The sequence below is a fragment of the Gordonia hydrophobica NBRC 16057 genome, assembly GCF_001592365.1.
GTDB lineage: Bacteria > Actinomycetota > Actinomycetes > Mycobacteriales > Mycobacteriaceae > Gordonia > Gordonia hydrophobica.
The window spans coordinates 183,685-202,094 of the sequence record NZ_BCWU01000008.1 but is presented as its reverse complement, the minus strand read 5'-3'; the positions used below and the strand labels follow the sequence as shown (position 1 = coordinate 202,094).

The following is an 18,410-nucleotide window of genomic DNA, read 5'->3' as shown; positions in this document are numbered from 1 at the left end:
GACCCGGGGGTCGATGCGCCGTCGTCGGACGGGGAAGGGGGATGCGACTGAGAAACCGCCGTCACACTCCCGTCCCTCCTCTGTTACGAGTACAGCTCCGCGATCGCCTGCTGGTAGGTGTCGTGGATGACGTTCCGCTTCAGCTTCATCGTCGGCGTCAGCTCGCCGCTCTCGATGGTGAAGTCGGTATCGAGGATTTCATACTTCTTGATGGCTTCGGCCTTCGACACGGTCTTGTTGGCCGCAGCGATGGCCGCGTCGATCTCGGCGCGCAGGTCGGGGTTCGCGATCAGTTCCTTCATCGGCGTCGAGGCCGGCAGCCCCTTGCGCTCCAGCCACCCGGGAGCGGCTTCCGGGTCGATGGTGATGAGCGCGGCGATGAACGGCTTCTTGTCGCCGACGACGAGGCACTGGCTCACCAGCGGGTGCGCGCGGATGGTGTCCTCGAGCTGCGCGGGCGAGACGTTCTTGCCGCCGGCGGTGACGATCAGTTCCTTCTTGCGGCCGGTGATGAACAGGTAGCCGTCCTCGAGTCGACCGATGTCGCCGGTCAGGAACCAGCCGTCGACGATCGAGTCGGCGGTGGCCTGCTCGTTCTGCCAGTAGCCGGAGAAGACCATGCCGCCCTTGAGAAGGATCTCGCCGTCTTCGGCGATCTTCACGGTGACACCCGGGACCGGGCGACCCACCGAACCGATGCGGCTGTGCTCCTGGCTGTTCGCGGTGACGGCCGCGGTGGTCTCCGACAGGCCGTAGCCCTCGTACACCGGCACGCCCGCGCCGCGGAAGAAGTGGCCCAGACGGTCGCCGAGCGGTGCTCCGCCGGAGATCGCGCCCTCGCAGTTGCCGCCCAGCGCGGCGCGCAGCTTGCCGTAGACCAGTTTGTCGAACACGGTGTGCTTGACCTTCAGCAGCAGGCCGGCACCGCCGTCGTCGAGGGCCTTGCTGTACGCGATCGCGGTCTCGGCGGCGAGCGCGAAGATCTTGCCCTTGCCGCCGTCGATCGCCTTCTGCTCCGCGGTGTTGTAGACCTTCTCGAACACGCGCGGGACCGACAAGACGTAGTTCGGCTTGAACACGTCCAGGTCGGCGATGAGGTTCGGGATGTCGGCCGTGTGGCCCAGAACGACGGCGTTCTCGAGCGCTGCGACGGCGACGACGCGCGCGAAGACGTGCGCCAGCGGCAGGAACAGGAGGGTCGACTTGCCCTCCTCCATGCCGCTGCCGACGGCCTTGGCGGTCGCGGCGGTCTCCTCGAGGAAGTTCTCGTGGGTGAGGACGACGCCCTTGGGGCGACCGGTGGTGCCGGAGGTGTAGATGAGGGTGGCGGCGTCGGACGACTTGGCGTTCGCCTCGCGTTCGTCGAGCACGCTGTCGGGGAGATCGGCTCCGCGCTTGCGGAGGACGTTGATCGCGTCTTCGTCGATCACCAGGGTCTCGTTGAGCGACGGAGCGCTGGAGATGATCGCCTGATGGGCGGCACGATGTGCGGGGGTCTCGACGATGAGGACAGAGGTCGCCGAGTCGGTGAGGATCCATTCCACCTGGTCGGACGACGAGGTCTCGTAGATCGCGACGGTGGTGGCGCCCGCACGCCAGATCGCGTAGTCGACGACGCTCCACTCGTATCGGGTGGAGGAGAGCAGTGCGACGCGGTCTCCGGGGTTCACACCGGACGCGATCAATCCCTTGGCGACGGCGTCGACCTCGTCGCCGAACGCGCTGGCTGTGACGGTGACCCACTGTCCGGAGTCGGCGCGCTTGCGGAACAACGGCAACGTCGGCCGTTCCTTGCGGTAGCGCTGGAGAGTTGTGATGGTGGTGGCGTTGGCATCGACCGTCGTGATGGAGGGAGTTGTGAACTCCTGCATGATGATGTCCCCTTGCGATACGAATGTCTCGATCCGTCTATAGACCCGAGTGCATCGAACGGTACCGCACAGTACGAGTGAGCGGTGTCACAGGGTGTGGACGAGGTATTATCTACAGCCGATGACTATGAATGTTCGCCGATGAGCGAATCAGAAAACAGCAGCACTCCCGCGACACCGGTCGACGGCCCCGGCGCATTCGCCGACCTCGGCATCAACTCCCGAGTTCTCAAAGCGCTCGACGACATCGGCTACGAGACCCCGTCGCCGATCCAGGCCGCGACCATTCCGCCTCTGATGGAGGGGCGCGACGTGGTGGGCCTGGCGCAGACCGGTACCGGCAAGACCGCCGCATTCGCGCTGCCGATCCTGACTCGACTCGACACCTCGGCCCGCAAGCCGCAGGCGCTGGTGCTGGCGCCGACGCGTGAGCTCGCGCTCCAGGTGGCGGAAGCCTTCGGCAGTTACTCCACGTATCTGCCCGAGGTGAAGATCCTGCCGATCTACGGTGGCCAGAGCTACGGCATCCAGCTGTCGGGGCTGCGCCGCGGCGCCCAGGTCATCGTCGGCACGCCGGGTCGCGTGATCGATCACCTCGACAAGGGCACCCTCGACATCTCCGAACTCGAGTACCTGGTGCTCGACGAGGCGGACGAGATGTTGACGATGGGCTTCGCCGAAGACGTGGAGCGGATCCTCGCGGACACCCCCGACGAGAAGCAGGTCGCGCTGTTCTCGGCGACCATGCCGTCGGCGATCGGCCGACTGGCGCGCAAGTACCTGAACAATCCGCAGGAAGTCACCGTCAAGAACAAGACGGCGACCGCGCAGAACATCACGCAGAAGTATCTGCAGGTCTCGCACCATCGGAAGCTCGACGCCCTCACGCGCGTGCTCGAGGTGGAGACGTTCGACGGGATGATCATCTTCGTCCGCACCAAATCGGCCACCGAAGAGCTCGCTGAGAAGCTGCGTGCGCGCGGACTGAGCGCGATGGCGATCAACGGCGACATGGTGCAGGCCCAGCGTGAGCGGACCATCAATCAGCTCAAGGACGGTTCGCTCGACATCCTGGTCGCCACCGACGTCGCCGCCCGCGGACTGGACGTCGACCGGATCTCGCACGTGGTCAACTACGACATCCCGCACGACGTGGAGTCGTACGTGCACCGCATCGGTCGTACCGGTCGTGCCGGACGGTCGGGCACCGCGCTGCTGTTCGTCTCCCCGCGCGAGCGGCACCTGCTGCGGTCGATCGAGCGGCACACGCGGCAGGACCTCGAAGAGATCGATCTGCCGAGCGTCGACGATGTGAACGCCCAGCGCGTGGCGAAGTTCGCCGATTCGATCACCGCGAACCTCGCGTCGGACAATCTGGACCTGTTCCGGGGGCTGGTGGAGAATTACGCCCGCGACCACGACGTCACGATGGCCGACATCGCGGCTGCCCTGGCACTGGAGACGCGCGACGGCGGCTTCCTCATGGCGCCGGATCCGCCTGCAGGCCAGCGCCGGGAACGCGCCGAGCGACGCGATCGCGCTCCGCGCGGCGGCGGTCACTTCGCGACCTACCGCATCGCGGTGGGACGCAAGCACAAGGTGTCGCCCGGGGCGATCGTCGGCGCCATTGCCAACGAGGGCGGCCTGACTCGCGGCGACTTCGGCAACATCAGCATCCGCGACGACTTCAGCCTCGTGGAGCTGCCGAACGATCTCGACGCCGAAACCCTCGGCATGCTCAAGCACACCAAGATCGGCAAGAACCCGATCGACATCCGCCCGGACATGGGTCCGCCGCGTGGTCGTGGTGGCTCGCGCGGGTTCGACGACCGGCGCAAGGGCGGCGGCTACCGCAAGGGCGGCGACAAGTTCGGCAAGCGTCCGGCGCGCGTCGCCGGCCGTGGCCGCGACAACTACTGATCGCACAGCGATGACGGCTCCCGACGCTGCGGCGTCGGGAGCCGTCGTGCATTGCGCACCACTTGTCGTCGAGCCGCACCACTTGTCGTCGAGCCGCACCACTTGTGGTTCCCGCACTCGGTCGCGACCCAGTGCGGGAGGGAGAAGTGGTGCGGGAGAACGCGAAGTGGTGCGTCGGCTTGAGCGTGGTTGGCGGTCTCGATAAACCGCGTGCTCGCTGCGCTCGCAGGCGGCACTCGACCAGCGTGGGGGGGTGGTGCGGGCACTCGACCAGCGTGGAGGTGGGCGGTGCTCGGTCGGCGTGGAGGTGGGCGGTGCTCGATCGGCGTGAGGGTGGGCGGTGCTCGGCCGGCGTGGAGGGTGAAGGGTCAGCGGCGCCGGCAAGCAGCTACGTATCGGCGTCGACGATCGCCTGGAGGCGGGGGCCGAACTGCTCGATGACGTCGTCGGTCGTTAGTGCGGTGAAGGCTTCGGCTCGGATCAGATAGCGCATCACTGCCAGGCCGAAGATGCAACTGCCGATGGCGCGGACCGTCTCCGTCGACAGGCCGGTGGTCGTGGCGATCGCGGGCATCATCGCGCCGGAGGCGAAATCGCCGAATGCGGTGGCCGCGCCCTCGTCGTTGACTGCCGAGCGCAGCATCGCACGCAGCGCGACACCGGTGTCGTCGTTCTCCCAGAGCGTGATGAATGTGGTGATCAGCCTGCGGCCCAGGTCTTCTCGCGGTCCCGCTGCGGCGGTGGTGACACGCAGCACCGGATCGCCGGGGATCTCCATCACCGCGCTGAACAGTCCGCGCTTGTTGCCGAAGTGATAGGAGACCAGGGCGACGTCGACGCCGGCTTCCGCGGCGATCGCCCGCATCGAGGTCTTGGTGAAGCCGTTCTCCCCGAACAGGGTGCGCGCTGCCACGAGGATGTCGGTGCGCGTGGTGCTGTCGCCGCTGCGCCGACCGCTGCGCGCAGGTCTCGCGTCGGGGGAGGGGATGTCGGTGGCCACGGGCCCGATCCTATCCACCGCCGATTATTTCAACAACTGTTGACATGCAACGATCGCCGTTCTACCGTTCACTTCAACAAGTGTTGAAATACGAATGGAGATCGCCATGTCGTCCACCACCAAGAAGTTGATCGGCGTCGTCGCCGGGTTGGCGATCGTCATCCCACTGGTCCTGCTGATGTTCATCACGCCCGCGTCCCGCGCCGCACCGCACGATCTGCCGATCGGGGTGGCGGGGCCGTCGCAGGCGATCGAGCAGGTCTCGGCGATGCTGGAGAAGCAACAGCCCGGAGCGTTCGAGGTCACCGGGTTCGCCACGAGCGAGGAGTTGCAGGCGGCGACCCGTGATCGCGAGGTCTACGGCGGATTCGTGGTCGGCCCGCCGTCGCAGACCGTCATTGCGACCGGAGGCAGTCCGGCCGTCGCCTCCATGCTCACCCAGATCGGCACCGCCCTGCCTGATTCCGGGCCGGTGATCGACGTCGCCGGTCCGACGGCGGACGATCCGCGCGGCGGCGGCTTCGGCTCCATGGTGCTTCCGGTGTTCATGACCGCGATGGCGCTCGGCATGGCGGCCGCGTTGGTCGGTCGTCGACGCTGGGTGATGGCGGTGATGCTGCCGGTGGGTGCGGCGGTCGTCGGTGCCACGGCGATCGGCGTCGCCATGGGAATCGGCGTTCTGGGCGGGGGATTCTGGGGTCAGTGGTTGGCGATGTCCGTCGGCATCCTGGCCATCGGCTCGCTGGTCGCCGGCGCGGTCTCAGCGATCGGTTCGGCCGGTGCGGGCGTGGTGGCACTGGTGGTGATGCTCGTCGGCATGCCGCTCGCGGGCATCTCGGCTCCGCCGGAGTTCCTACCGTCGTTCTGGGGCACGCTGGGGCAGTGGCTGCCGCTGGGCGCGACCGGCACGGCACTGCGGAGCGCAGCGTTCTTCAACCCGTCCGGTCTCATCGGCGCCGGGGCAGGCACCGCGTTCGCGATCCTGATCGGATGGACCGTCGTCGGCTACGGCCTCATGCAGATCCGGCGCGAGACGGGAACCTCCGAAGAGTCCGACGACGTCGACGCGGAGGAGCCGCGCCGCGTGCCTGCGCTCAACTGATCGCAGGCAGCGCAGCGGCGGCAGTGGACTCCAGGTACACCGTCGCCAGCGGCGTCAATGCGGACGGCTCCGGATTCACCTCGATGATCGATGCGCCGCTGTCGGCGGCGATCGTCGGCAGACTCGCGGCCGGGTGCACGACGCCGCTGGTGCCGATGATGATCATCAGATCGCACGCGGAAGCCGCGGCCACCGCGGTGTCCCATGCGGACTCGGGCAGGACTTCGCCGAACCAGACGACGTCGGGGCGCAGGCTCGCTGCACACTGCGGACAGCGCGGCCGGTCGATCGCCAACGACAACTCCGGATCGCCGCGGAACGCGCACGCCTCACAGCGCGGGCCGAGCAGGCTGCCGTGCAGATGTGCGTCGACCACCGACCCGGCGCGCTCGTGGAGATCGTCGACGTTCTGGGTCACGATGCTGACGCGACCGCCGTCACGCTCCTTGCGGCGACCGAGCGCCGCGATCGCGGCGTGGCCGTCGTTGGGCGCCACGGCGCGCAGGGCTGCGGCGCGCTCGCGGTACCAGCCCCAGACCAGATCGGGATCGCGCCGCCATCCGGCGGGCGACGCGAGATCGGCGGGGTCGTAGTTCTCCCACAGACCGGTCAGGGCGTCGCGAAAGGTGGGGATCCCGCTCTCCGCGGACATGCCGGCGCCCGAGAACACGCACACGTGGCGGGCGTCGGCAGCGAGTCGCGCCGCGTGCGCGACACGGTCGGGCGTGAGCGCGCTCATGGCAGGACTTCCAACGCCTCGCGCACCATGGCGGCCACGGAGTCGAGATCGCGGGCCCGCCTGGTGAGGAAACCCTTGGCGACGCTGAATTTGTCGCCGGAGTGCCGCGGCACCACGTGCAGGTGGGAGTGGAACACGGTCTGGGAGGCGGCGCGGCCGTCGTTCATCGCCAGATTGACGCCGTCGGCGGAGATGGCGCCCGCGCGCATGGCCGCGGCGATGCGCTGTCCGGCGGCGAAGATCTTGCCGCCGATCATCGGATCCAGATCGGCCAGGCCGGCGGAGTGCTGCCGCGGCACGACGAGGGTGTGACCCGCGGAGATCGGCGCGATGTCGAGGAAGGCGACGACGTCGTCGTCGGAGTAGACGACGTGAGCGGGCGAGGTGCCTGAGACGATCGCGCAGAAGACACAGTCGGACATGCTTCCCGAGCCTAATCCGTCCCGTCGTCGACTGCTGGACGGCGATGCACGACGCCGGGGCATCCGTGATCGGATGCCCCGGCGTCGTGCGGGAACGAACCTCTAGGAGAGGTGACTCAGGAGTGGCCGGAGGTGCAGGCCCAGTCGTGGATGTAGCCGCCACCGGAGTAGTACAGCGCGTTCGACTGCGCGGTGTACAGGTCCGCGGCCCAGCCGTAGCCCCAGTAGCTGCTGCTCTTGGCGATCGCGCCGCAGGCGTTGCGCATCTGGACGACCACCTTGCAGTCGGTGTAGCCGCACCAGGAGAGCGCGGCGTTGGATGCGCTGGTCCAGTCCGGGTAGTCCAGGGCTCGACCGGTGGCGCCCGTGCTCGGTGAGAGCGCGATGGCGCCGTAGTAGTTCGCGGCGGCGGCCGGGGCCGGGGCCACGATGGCGGGGACGGTCAAGGCACTGCCGACCCCGGCCGCCACAAGGGCGGCGGTAGCGAGACGCTTACGGATCTTCATGGTCTTCTCTTCTCTGCTGTCTGTCGGCTCGGGTGATCTGCGATCAGCCGACCGGCTGACGGGTCGGCTCGCCGGACTTGGGAGCCGTGGTGGGCTTGACGCTCGGCGACTTCACGTCGGCGGGCTTCTCGGCGGTGACGGTCTTGCCCCAGTCGCTCAGCGTGATGGTCATGGACGCGCCCTCAGCAGGTTGGGCCAGCACGCGGGCCACGTTGTTCTCGCCGTCCTTGGTGATCCACACGGTGACCGGAATGGTCGAGTCGAGGCCCTTGGCCTCCGGCGACGCGCCCGTCAGGCCCGACAGATCCTTGGCCGGGACGGTGCCGGTGATCTTGGTGGTCTCGACCCCGTCGATGTTCTCGGTGCCGTCCTCCTTGGCGCCCTCGATGCTGCGCAGGACGAACGGGACGCCCTTGTCCGCGTCGAGGATCTTGCTGACGTCGTAGATCGAGCGGCCGTCGCCGTAATCGAGGTAGCCCTTGTCGTCGACGTTGGCGTACATGTGATCGTCGACGTAGACGAAGGGCGCGGACACCGACTTGTCGCCCATGGTGAGCGTCGCGGTGCCCTCACCGACGACCTTCGGTTTGGTGGCGACGTCGGCTTCGACCTTCGACGCGTTGACGCCCTGCAAAGAGCCTTCGATGTCGAGGACCACCGCGGCGCCGGTGAGCGCGGCGGCGCTGTCTGCGGCGGCGTTCAACGTGGTCGTCGCGGCGGCGTCGGACTCCGGGGCGTCCGTGTTGCCGTCACTCGAGCACCCCGTCAGTGCGACTGCTGCGGCGACGGCGGCAACCGCGGCGACGATCGCGAAGCGCTTGGAACGTTTCATTGAACTGGGATCCTCCTGTGTCTGGCCGCGGCGCCATCGGAGGGTTCGGATGGTCCGCCGCGCTAATCCTGTCTGGGAACTTACCGTGACCGGGCGGTTCGCGAGTTGCGTCGTCGATTGACGGAATGACCGCCGGGCGTGGGCGGGGTGTTCCGGCGCGCCACGTGTGACCACATTCACGATTTTTTCTTCGCCGCTGGCTGGGGCGGTTACCCGCGGGTCTACCAGCGGGTATACCTCACGGTCACCGCAAAACATGAGGGAAGCCTCATGTTCCTGTGTCACCATTGATCTCGTCCCAGCGACGGCTAGACCCGACGTGACGCACCGACAGGAGAGCTTGTGACCCTCGACCAGCACCGCACCGGCCAGCACAACGAACGACTTGATTCCTCGGGCCTGCTTGACCGGCTGTCGGCCGGAGAGAGCTACGCGATCTGCTTCGGCGGGCAAGGCGGCGCCTGGCTGCCGACCCTGACCGAACTGGTGGCCGACGCAGACCTCGGGCAGGCGATCGCAGCGATCGTCGCGCAGAGCCGCGAAACGCTCGCGCCGATCGCCGACGAACTCGCCGCCGCGGGCAGCGACCGCTTCGAGCCCCTCGAGTGGATCCGCGCCCACGAAGAAGAACTGCCGGTGCCGAGCGAGACTCAGCTCGCCGACGCGCTCGTCTCCCTTCCGGGCATTCTCCTCAGCCAGTTGGCCGCTGTCGCCAACCTCGCCAAGCAGGGCCTGGACACCGCCACACTCCCGCCGAGTGCCGTCATCGGCCACTCGCAGGGCATCCTCGCCACCGAAGCGGTCGCCACTGACGGTCAGGCTCCGACCGTCAGCGACGCCGACCTGCTCGCCATCGCCCAGCTGATCGGCGCCGCCGCGACCGTCGTCGCGCGTCGCTCGGGTCTCCTCGGCACCCGCGACGCCGCTCCGATGATCTCCATCGCCGGCGCCAACGCCGCGATCATCGACGAGCTTCTCGCCGAATACGCGGCCGGTCAGCCCGCCGACACCACCGGTCTGCCGACCGTCGCCATCATCAACTCGCGTCGCACCATCGTCCTGTCGGGTGCGCCGCGCCACCTCGCGTCGTTCAGCGCGCTCGCCGAACTGCGCGCCGCTGCCGAGGCCGACGCCCGCAAGCGCAAGGTCACCGGCGGCACCCCGTTCGCACCGGTCATCGAGGACCTCAACGTCACTGTCCCGTTCCACCACCCGGACCTCGCGTCGGCCGTCGAGCTGGCCACCGAGTGGGCTGTGCGCTGCGGCTTCGACGCCGAATTCGTCCAGCGCTACGCTTCCGCCGTCCTCGTCGATCCGGTCAACTGGGTCGAGATGGTCGGCGATGCGGTCGATTCCGGTGCTCGCTGGGTCATCGACTTCGGACCGTCCGACCTCGCTTCGCGGCTGTCGTCGCCGTCGCTGCGCGGTCAGGGTGTCGGTGTGGTCGCCGCGGCCACGCGCGGCGGTCAGCGCAACCTCTTCGTGCCCGGTTCGGCGCCGGAAGTCTCCCGTCCCTGGTCGGTCTTCGCACCGCGCCTGGTCAGCCTGCCCGACGGTCGTACCGTCGTCGACACCGCGTTCACCCGTCTCACCGGCCGGTCGCCGATCCTGCTCGCAGGCATGACGCCGACCACCGTCGACCCGGCGATCGTCGCCGCAGCCGCCAACGCAGGCCACTGGGCCGAGCTCGCAGGCGGTGGCCAGGTGACCGAAGAGATCTTCGAGTCCAACGTCGCACGCCTGACCGAGCTGCTCGACGCCGGTCGCCAGGTGCAGTTCAATTCACTGTTCCTGGACCCGTACCTCTGGAAGCTCCAGCTGGGCGGCAAGAAGATCGTGCAGAAGGCCCGCGCCAAGGGCGCCCCGTTCGACGGCGTCATCATCACCGCAGGCATCCCCGAGCTCGACGAGGCCGTCGACCTGGTCCACGAGTTCACCGAGGCAGGCCTCCACTACGTCGCTTTCAAGCCGGGCACCGTCGACCAGATCCGTCAGGTCATCCGCATCGCCCTGCAGGTCCCGCACTTCCCGATCATCGTGCAGATCGAGGGCGGCCGCGCAGGCGGTCACCACTCGTGGGAGGACCTCGACGACCTCCTCCTCGCCACCTACGCCGAACTGCGTGACCGCCCGAACACCGTCCTGTGCGTCGGTGGCGGCATCGGCACGCCCGAGCGTGCCAGCGAGTACATCACCGGCACCTGGGCGAGCGCCTACGGCTACCCGGTGATGCCGCTCGACGGCATCCTGGTCGGAACCGCCGCGATGGCCGCCCTGGAAGCCACCACGGCTCCCGAGGTGAAGCAGCTGCTCGTCGACACCGAGGGGTGCGACACCTGGATCGGCGCCGGCCACGCAGAAGCGGGCATGGCGTCGGGCCGCAGCCAGCTGGGCGCCGACATCCACGAGATCGACAACGCCGCGTCGCGCACCGGTCGCCTCCTCGACGAGGTCGCCGGCGACGCCGAGGCCGTCGCCGAGCGTCGTGACGAGATCATCGCCGCGCTCGCAGGCACCGCCAAGCCGTACTTCGGCGACGTCGCGACCATGACCTACCGCGAGTGGCTGGGCCGGTACGCCGAGCTCGGCACCGGAGCCGCAGGCGAGTTCGGCTGGGCCGACATCACCTGGGAACAGCGCTTCGTCGAGATGCTGCACCGCACCGAGGCCCGCATGAACAGCCTCGACTCGGGTGAGTTCGTCTCCGCCTTCGGCGACCGGATCCCGGATCCGCACGCCGTTGTCGCCGAGCTGGCCGCGCTGTACCCGGCCGTCGACGTCGACGTCCTGCACCCGGCCGACGTCGCGTTCTTCCTCGACCAGTGCCGCACGCCCGGCAAGCCGGTCAACTTCGTCCCCGTCATCGACAAGGACGTCCGCCGCTGGTACCGCAGCGACTCGCTGTGGCAGGCGCACGACGCCCGCTACAGCGCCGATCAGGTGTGCATCATCCCCGGCACCGTGTCGGTCGCAGGCATCACCCGCGTCGATGAGCCGGTCGGCGACCTGCTGAACCGGTTCGAGGCCCAGATCACCGCTGATCTGAAGACCGCGGGCGAGCAGGCCGAGGTCGTCGCCGCCCGTCGTCACCGCGACATCGTTCCCGCCACGGGACCGCTGAGCGTCCTCCTCGAGGCCGAAGACGTGCTGTGGGCCGGTCGTCAGGTCCGCAACCCGATCGCGCTCCTCGGTGACCGCGAGGCGTGGAAGCTGTACGACGGCGAGTACGCCGAGCACCCGAGCGGTGCGATGGTCACCTTTGTTCCGGACGCCGTGACCGCTGACGACGAGATCCGCCTGGACCTGGTGGTCCCGGTCGCCGGCTCCGTCCTGCGCATCCCGTTCACCGGTGATCTCCGCGCCATCGACGGCGGCAGCCCCCGCATCACCACCGGCGGAGCAGCCGACGCGATGCGCGAACTGCTCACCGTCGCCGCGGGTGGCGAACTCGCCGAGTCGGTCGCCGGCGTCGTCACCTCCACCGTCGCGTGGAAGGCCCACTCGGTCGCTGACCACAGTGGTGCCACCGCCTCCGCACTGCCGAGCACGCTGATCCCGACCACGCCGGCGTCGCCGAACGGCTTCGCCGTGCCCGACACCCTCGTCGTGGCCTGCTGGCCGAGCGTGTTCAGCGTCATCGGTTCCGCGCGCACCGTCGACGGTCTGCCCGTCGTGGAGGGGCTGCTCGATCTGGTCCACCTGGACCACGCCGTGGAGCTGACCGGCGAGATCCCCGCCGTCGACACGGAACTGACCGTGGTCGCCCGTCTGATCGGTGTCACCGACACCTCGGCCGGACGCGTCGTGGAGGTTCACGTCGACGTCCGCACCGCGGACGGTGTGATCGCCGTGCTCCGTGAGCGCTTCGCCATCCGCGGACGTCTCGGCGACGCCGACCTCGTCGACCCGGTTCGGGCCGGCGGCGCCACCGTCGACGAGCATGCGGGCACCCGCAAGTTCGTCCGTTCCGCCACCGTCGTCGCGCCGACCCGGATGAACGGCTTCGCCGTCGTCTCCGGCGACCGCAACCCGATCCACACCGACGCGCTCGCCGCACGGCTCGCCGGACTGGGCGATCCGATCGTTCACGGCATGTGGCTCTCGGCCGCCGCACAGCAGGTGCTGGCCGCCGCCGACGGCGACAACCCGGTGCCCGCACCCCGTGCCATCCGCGGTTGGACGGCCCGGTACCTCGGCATGGTCCGCCTCGGCGACACCGTCGACATCCGCGTCGACCGCGTCGGCATGGACACCGGTCGCGAGACCGTCGAGCTGACCGCGAAGGTCGACGGCGAGCTCGTCATGGCCGCCACCGCACTGCTCGAGGCCCCGCGCACCGTCTACGCCTTCCCCGGCCAGGGCATCCAGCACAAGGGAATGGGCCTGGACGCCCGCACCCGCTCGGCTGCGGCCCGCGAGATCTGGGACCGCGCCGACAAGCACACCCGCGAGGCCCTCGGCTTCTCGATCCTCGCCGTCGTCCGCGACAATCCGACCACCCTGGTCGCTGCCGCCGCCGGGAGCGAAGCGAGCGGGGCGAATCAGCGCAGCACCACCTACCACCACCCGGACGGTGTCCTGTTCCTGACGCAGTTCACCCAGGTCGCGATGGCTGTTCTGGGCGTCGCCCAGATCGCGGAGCTGCGCGAGTCGGGATCGTTCGTCGACGGCTCCATCACCTGCGGCCACTCGGTCGGCGAGTACAACGCGCTCGCCGCCTGCGCCGGGGTGCTCCCGCTCGAGGCCGTCCTCGAGGTCGTGTTCCAGCGCGGTTCCGCCATGCACCACCTGGTTCCGCGTGACGAGAAGGGCCGCTCCGACTACCGGATGGCCGCGATCCGCCCGAGCCAGTTCGGACTCAAGGACGCCGACGTCGAAGACTTCGTCGCGTCGATCGGCCGCGACGCCGACGAGTTCCTCGAGGTGGTCAACCTCAACCTGCTGGGTTCGCAGTACGCCATCGCGGGCACCGTCCGTGGGCTGGAGCTTCTGGAGTCGGAGATCGTGCGTCGCGTCGCCGAGTTCGGCGGCAAGCGGGCCTTCATCCTGGTCCCGGGCATCGACGTCCCGTTCCACTCCACCGTCCTGCGCGCCGGTGTGCCGGAGTTCCGCGGCAAGCTGGAAGACCTGCTGCCCGCCGACATCGACCCGGACATCCTGGTCGGTCGGTATATCCCGAACCTGGTGCCGCGCCTGTTCAACCTGAGCCGCGAGTTCGTCACCGAGATCGCAGGCCTGGTGCCGTCGGATCCGTTGGACGCCGTGCTCGCCGAATGGGACTCGTGGGCCGCACGCCCGTCGGAGCTGACCCGCGTGATCCTCATCGAGCTCCTGGCCTGGCAGTTCGCCAGCCCGGTCCGCTGGATCGAGACGCAGGATCTGCTGTTCACCCCGGTCGCTGACGGCGGACTCGGCATCGATCGGTTCGTCGAGGTCGGTGTGAAGAACGCACCGACGCTGTGCGGCCTGGCCCGCAACACGCTCAAGCTGCCGGACTACGGCGCCGCGCGCGCCGAGGTCCTCAATGTGGAGTCCGACGCAGCGGTGCTGCGCGCGGAGGACTCCGCGCCGGAGCCGGTCGAGGACGACGTCGTGGAGGAGGCGCCGGCGGAGACTGCTGCTGCCGCCGCCCCCGCAGCGGCGGCCCCCGCACCGGTTCCGGCCGCGGCCGCAGGGCCCCGCCCGGACGACATCGCGTTCGGCCCGGCCGACGCGGTGCGCGCCGTGATCGCGCTGTGGACCAAGATGACTCCCGCGCAGATCGGCCCGGCCGACACCATCGAGTCGCTGTGTGACGGCGTCTCGTCGCGCCGCAACCAGCTGCTGCTCGACATCGGCACCGAGCTGGGTCTCGGAGCGATCGACGGCGCAGCGGAAGCCGACATGGGGGCACTCGCCACCACCGTCAGCACCCTGGCGCGCGGCTACAAGCCGCTCGGCGACGTCCTGAGCGACGCGGTCGCAGACCAGATCCGCAAGGTCGCGGGTCCGATCGGCAAGCGTGCCTCGTACATCACCGACCGGGTCACCAGCGCCTGGCAGCTCGGCGACGGCTGGGGACGCCACACGCTCGTGGCGGTGGCGCTCGGATCCCGCGAGGGCGCCAGCGTCCGCGGCGGCGATCTCGGCGACCTGCTCGACGGCGGCGTCGGCTCGGCAGCCGACTTCGATGCGGTGATCGACCGCGCTGTCCGCAGCGTCGGCGCCGCCCGCGGCATCGCCGTCGAACTGCCCGCGGCAGCCTCGTCTGCCGGTGGCACCGTCGACGCCGCGGCGCTCGGCGAGTTCACCGACCAGATCACCGGACCCGACGGCGTCCTCGCGACGGCCGCCCACACGATCCTCGATCAGCTCGGCCTCAGCGACGTCGTCGACGCCTCCGCGGTGGAGGCCGACCCGAACGCGGCCCTCGCCGATCTGGTCAGCGCGGAGCTCGGCTCCGACTGGCAGCGGACCGTCGCACCGGCCTTCGACGAGCAGCGAGCGGTGCTGCTGGACGACCGGTGGGCGAGTGCCCGCGAAGATCTGGCACGCGTCTGGCTGCTGCCGGAAGACGAGGTGCACGATCGTCATCCGTCGCTCACGCACTCGTTGACCGGCGCGGGCACCGAGGTCGCCGAGCACGCCACCTGGTGGCAGGGCAAGGCTCTCGCGCTCGGCTACCAGGAGCACGCGACCGCGTACGCGGCGATCGCACACGCCGCACAGCAGCCCGAACCCGGCGAGTTCGCCGACGACATCGCCGTCGTCACCGGCGCCTCGCAGGGCTCGATCGCCGCAGCCGTGGTCGGCCGCCTGCTCGCCGGCGGCGCCACCGTGGTCGCGACCACGTCGCGTCTCAACAGCGAGCGACTCGCGTTCTACAAGGAGCTCTACCGCACGCACGCTCGGCACGACGCCGCGCTGTGGGTGATCCCGGCCAACCTCGCGTCGTACGGCGACGTGGACGCCGTGATCGAGTGGTTGGGCACCGAGCAGACCGAGAACCTCGGCGCCAGCACCGCGGTCATCAAGCCCGTGATGCGCCCGACCCTGCTGTTCCCGTTCGCCGCTCCGCGCGTCGCCGGTGATCTCACCGACGCAGGCGCTCGCGCCGAGATGGAGATGAAGGTCCTGCTGTGGTCGGTGGAGCGGCTCATCGCCGGTCTGTCGGCGATCGGCGCGGACCACGACATCAGCGCCCGCCTGCACGTTGTCCTGCCCGGTTCGCCGAACCGCGGCATGTTCGGCGGCGACGGCGCGTACGGCGAAGCCAAGGCTGCACTCGACGCACTCGTCACCCGCTGGGGCGCCGAGGACTCGTGGAACAAGCGCACGACCCTCGCACACGCCCTCATCGGCTGGGTCCGCGGAACCGGCCTCATGGGCCACAACGACGGTCTGGTCGACGCGGTCGAGGCCGCGGGAGTCAAGACCTGGAGCACCCCGGAGATGGCCGACGCTCTCGTCGGACTCTGCTCGGTCCAGGCGCGGGAGAGCGCACTGGCGGAGCCGGTGATCGCCGACCTGACCGCGGGTCTGGATCCGACGAAGATCGATCTCAAGGCGCTGGCCACCGCTGCCGCGGAGGCTCCTGCCGCCGAGGACGAGGTTGAGGTCGCCGACGAGACGGCCGGCGTCACCGTCGCAGCCCTGCCTGCACCGGCTCGCGCCGATCTGCCTCTGCAGCACGCCTGGCCGGAGCTCGACTCGCGCCCCGAGGACCTCGTGGTCATCGTCGGTGCGGGTGAGGTGGGCCCCTACGGCTCGGCACGCACCCGGTTCGAGATGGAGGTCGACGAGAAGCTGTCGGCCGCAGGCGTTCTGGAACTCGCCTGGACCACCGGCCTGGTGGTCTGGGAGGAGACCCCGAAGGCGGGCTGGTACGACGTCGAGTCCGGCGACCCGGTCGCCGAGGCCGACATCGCCGAGCGCTACCACGACATCGTCCTCGAGCGTGTCGGCATCCGCCGCTACGCCGACGAGGGTGCGATGGTCGAGAACACCTCACCGCTGCTGGAGTCGGTCTTCCTCGACAAGGATCTGACCTTCTCGGTGCCCAACGAGGCGGCCGCCCGCGAGTTCGCGTCGGCCGATCCCGAGCGCACCCGGATCGCGCCCAACGCCGAGACCGGCGACTGGACCGTGACTCGACTGGCGGGCACGGAGATCCGCGTCCCGCGTCGCGCCAAGCTGTCGCGCACCGTCGGCGGCCAGATCCCGACCGGCTTCGACCCGGTCCGGTGGGGCGTCTCGCCCGACATGGTCGAGTCGGTGGACCGCGTGGCCCTGTGGAACCTCGTCGCCACCGTCGACGCGTTCATCACCGCGGGCTTCTCGCCGTCGGAACTGATGCGCTGGGTGCACCCCGGTCTCGTCGCCAACACGCAGGGCACCGGCATGGGCGGCATGACCTCCATGAGGTCGCTGTACGTCGACACGCTGCTCGGTGAGTCCAAGGCCAACGACATCCTGCAGGAAGCCCTGCCGAACGTCGTCGCCGCGCACGTCGTGCAGTCGTACATCGGCAGCTACGGTGCGATGATCCACCCGGTCGCCGCATGCGCCACCGCCGCCGTCTCGGTGGAGGAGGGCGTCGACAAGATCCGCGTCGGCAAGGCGCTGTTCGCGGTCGCGGGCGGCTTCGACGACCTCGGCATCGAAGGCATCGTCGGCTTCGGCGACATGTCGGCCACCGCCGACTCGGCGAAGATGACGGCGCGCGGAATCGACGATCGTCGGTTCTCCCGCGCCAACGACCGGCGTCGCGGCGGCTTCGTGGAGTCCGCAGGCGGTGGCACCGTCCTGCTGGCTCGCGGCGATGTCGCAGCGCAGCTGGGTCTGCCGGTCCTCGGCGTCGTGGCCTGGGCGCAGAGCTTCGGCGACGGCGTGCACACGTCGATCCCGGCACCGGGCATCGGCGCACTGGGCGCCGCTCGCGGCCAGAAGTCGTCGCCGCTGGCGACCGCGCTGTCGAGCCTGGGCGTGAGCCCGGACGACGTCGCCGTGGTCTCCAAGCACGACACCTCGACGCGCGCCAACGACCCGAACGAGGCCGAACTGCACGAGCGGTTGGCCGGCGCCATCGGTCGCGGCGACGGTGCTCCGTTGTTCGTCGTCTCGCAGAAGGCGCTGACCGGTCACGCCAAGGGCGGCGCCGCCGCATTCCAGCTGATCGGACTGTGCCAGGTGCTCCGCGACGGCGTGATCCCGCCGAACCGCAGCCTGGACTGCGTCGACGACAAGATGCGCGAGTACTCGCACCTGGTGTGGCCGCGCGAAGCGCTGCACATGGGCGGCCGGTTCCCGCTGAAGGCGGGTCTGCTGACCTCACTCGGCTTCGGCCACGTGTCCGGTCTGATCGCCGTCGTCCACCCGGAGGCGTTCATCGCGTCGCTCGACGAGGCGGAGCGCGAGACCTACCGCACGGCCAGTGCCACGCGTCTGCGCGACGGCAAGCAGCGCCTCCTGCAGGCGATGTGCGGCGGCGACGCGGCGTACCAGCGTCCGGCCGACCGTCGGATGGGCGAGGGCGACGAGCACACGATCGAGGCCGGCATGCTGCTGGATCCGGAGAGCCGGTTCGACGGTGACGCCTACCCCCAGATCGGCTGCGGCCGATGAGCATCGTGGGAGTCGGAATCGACATGGTGTCGGTGACCGAGTTCGCTGAACAACTCCGCAAGCCGGGCTCGACGTTCGGCGCCCGCTTCACGGTGGGCGAGCGTCGGGACGTGGCGGAGCGGACAGGCGACGAAGCGCGTCACCTCGCGGCCCGCTGGGCGGCTCGCGAAGCGGTTGTGAAGGCGTGGTCGTCGAGTCGGTTCGGCGCGGCGCCACTGCTGCCCGAGACGGCCGTCAACGACGTCGAGGTGCAGACCGACGCCCATGGGCGTCCGCGGATCCGACTGCACGGGGACATCGCGCAAGCGTTGGCCGGCCAGAAGATCCACATCTCGTTGACGCACGACGGCGACATGGCCGCCGCCGTCGCGGTCCTGGAGGACGTGGACGGGTAGTCCCCGCACGAACAAACGCC

At 69.5% G+C, this 18,410-nt stretch carries 10 protein-coding genes; 4 read left to right on the top strand and 6 right to left on the bottom strand.

Annotated features, from left to right (window positions below; all coding sequences use genetic code 11):
- Window positions 1–83: 83 nt before the first annotated feature.
- Entirely contained in the window at window positions 84–1,871 is a 1,788-nt protein-coding gene (locus GH2_RS14850) for an AMP-dependent synthetase/ligase (protein WP_174545350.1), read from the bottom strand.
- Between the two features lie 141 nt (window positions 1,872–2,012).
- On the opposite strand from GH2_RS14850, the gene GH2_RS14845 reads away from it, so the two are divergent.
- A complete protein-coding gene (locus GH2_RS14845) occupies window positions 2,013–3,791 on the top strand; it encodes a DEAD/DEAH box helicase (protein ID WP_066169520.1) in 1,779 nt (592 codons plus the stop codon).
- A gap of 388 nt (window positions 3,792–4,179) precedes the next feature.
- Here the strand turns inward: GH2_RS14845 and GH2_RS14840 are convergent, their stop codons facing one another.
- Window positions 4,180–4,791, bottom strand: a complete 612-nt coding sequence (locus GH2_RS14840) for a TetR/AcrR family transcriptional regulator (RefSeq protein ID WP_244885397.1) — start codon at window positions 4,789–4,791, stop codon at window positions 4,180–4,182.
- 106 nt (window positions 4,792–4,897) lie between these two features.
- Between GH2_RS14840 and GH2_RS14835 the strand changes: the two genes are divergently transcribed.
- Entirely contained in the window at window positions 4,898–5,893 is a 996-nt protein-coding gene (locus GH2_RS14835; protein WP_239588986.1) for an ABC transporter permease, read from the top strand.
- On the opposite strand, the gene GH2_RS14830 is transcribed toward GH2_RS14835, so the two are convergent.
- The 4 genes from GH2_RS14830 to GH2_RS14815 all read right to left on the bottom strand — a co-directional run bounded on the left by GH2_RS14830 (window position 5,886) and on the right by GH2_RS14815 (window position 8,392).
- Entirely contained in the window at window positions 5,886–6,632 is a 747-nt protein-coding gene (locus GH2_RS14830) for an NAD-dependent deacylase (RefSeq protein WP_066169519.1), read from the bottom strand. The two genes, GH2_RS14835 and GH2_RS14830, sit on opposite strands and share 8 nt — an antisense overlap.
- Window positions 6,629–7,054: an HIT family protein gene (locus GH2_RS14825; protein ID WP_066169517.1), complete on the bottom strand. Its 426-nt coding sequence runs from the start codon at window positions 7,052–7,054 to the stop codon at window positions 6,629–6,631. Before GH2_RS14825 ends, GH2_RS14830 begins: the two co-directional genes overlap by 4 nt.
- 116 nt (window positions 7,055–7,170) lie before the next feature.
- Window positions 7,171–7,560, bottom strand: coding sequence for a DUF4189 domain-containing protein (locus tag GH2_RS14820; RefSeq protein WP_066169516.1), 390 nt, complete (start codon window positions 7,558–7,560; stop codon window positions 7,171–7,173).
- Between the two features lie 43 nt (window positions 7,561–7,603).
- Window positions 7,604–8,392, bottom strand: a complete 789-nt coding sequence (locus GH2_RS14815) for an LppX_LprAFG lipoprotein (RefSeq protein WP_066169514.1) — start codon at window positions 8,390–8,392, stop codon at window positions 7,604–7,606.
- A gap of 342 nt (window positions 8,393–8,734) precedes the next feature.
- Here GH2_RS14815 and GH2_RS14810 point away from each other — a divergent pair, with 342 nt between their 5' ends.
- Both GH2_RS14810 and acpS read left to right on the top strand, forming a co-directional pair.
- Window positions 8,735–17,995, top strand: a complete 9,261-nt coding sequence (locus GH2_RS14810) for a type I polyketide synthase (RefSeq protein WP_066169511.1) — start codon at window positions 8,735–8,737, stop codon at window positions 17,993–17,995.
- The gene (gene acpS, locus GH2_RS14805; protein ID WP_066169509.1) at window positions 17,992–18,390 is read left to right on the top strand and encodes a holo-ACP synthase AcpS; all 399 of its coding nucleotides are present in this window, start codon (window positions 17,992–17,994) and stop codon (window positions 18,388–18,390) included. Before GH2_RS14810 ends, acpS begins: the two co-directional genes overlap by 4 nt.
- Window positions 18,391–18,410: the final 20 nt, after the last annotated feature.

What these genes read in the sequence shown, in the direction of transcription:
- GH2_RS14825 (WP_066169517.1), bottom strand. Translation starts at nt 7,054, where the DNA reads ATGTCCGACTGTGTCTTCTGCGCGATCGTCTCAGGCACCTCGCCCGCT.
- GH2_RS14815 (WP_066169514.1), bottom strand. Translation starts at nt 8,392, where the DNA reads ATGAAACGTTCCAAGCGCTTCGCGATCGTCGCCGCGGTTGCCGCCGTC.
- acpS (WP_066169509.1), top strand. Translation starts at nt 17,992, where the DNA reads ATGAGCATCGTGGGAGTCGGAATCGACATGGTGTCGGTGACCGAGTTC.
- GH2_RS14845 (WP_066169520.1), top strand. Translation starts at nt 2,013, where the DNA reads ATGAGCGAATCAGAAAACAGCAGCACTCCCGCGACACCGGTCGACGGC.
- GH2_RS14835 (WP_239588986.1), top strand. Translation starts at nt 4,898, where the DNA reads ATGTCGTCCACCACCAAGAAGTTGATCGGCGTCGTCGCCGGGTTGGCG.
- GH2_RS14820 (WP_066169516.1), bottom strand. Translation starts at nt 7,560, where the DNA reads ATGAAGATCCGTAAGCGTCTCGCTACCGCCGCCCTTGTGGCGGCCGGG.
- GH2_RS14850 (WP_174545350.1), bottom strand. Translation starts at nt 1,871, where the DNA reads ATGCAGGAGTTCACAACTCCCTCCATCACGACGGTCGATGCCAACGCC.
- GH2_RS14830 (WP_066169519.1), bottom strand. Translation starts at nt 6,632, where the DNA reads ATGAGCGCGCTCACGCCCGACCGTGTCGCGCACGCGGCGCGACTCGCT.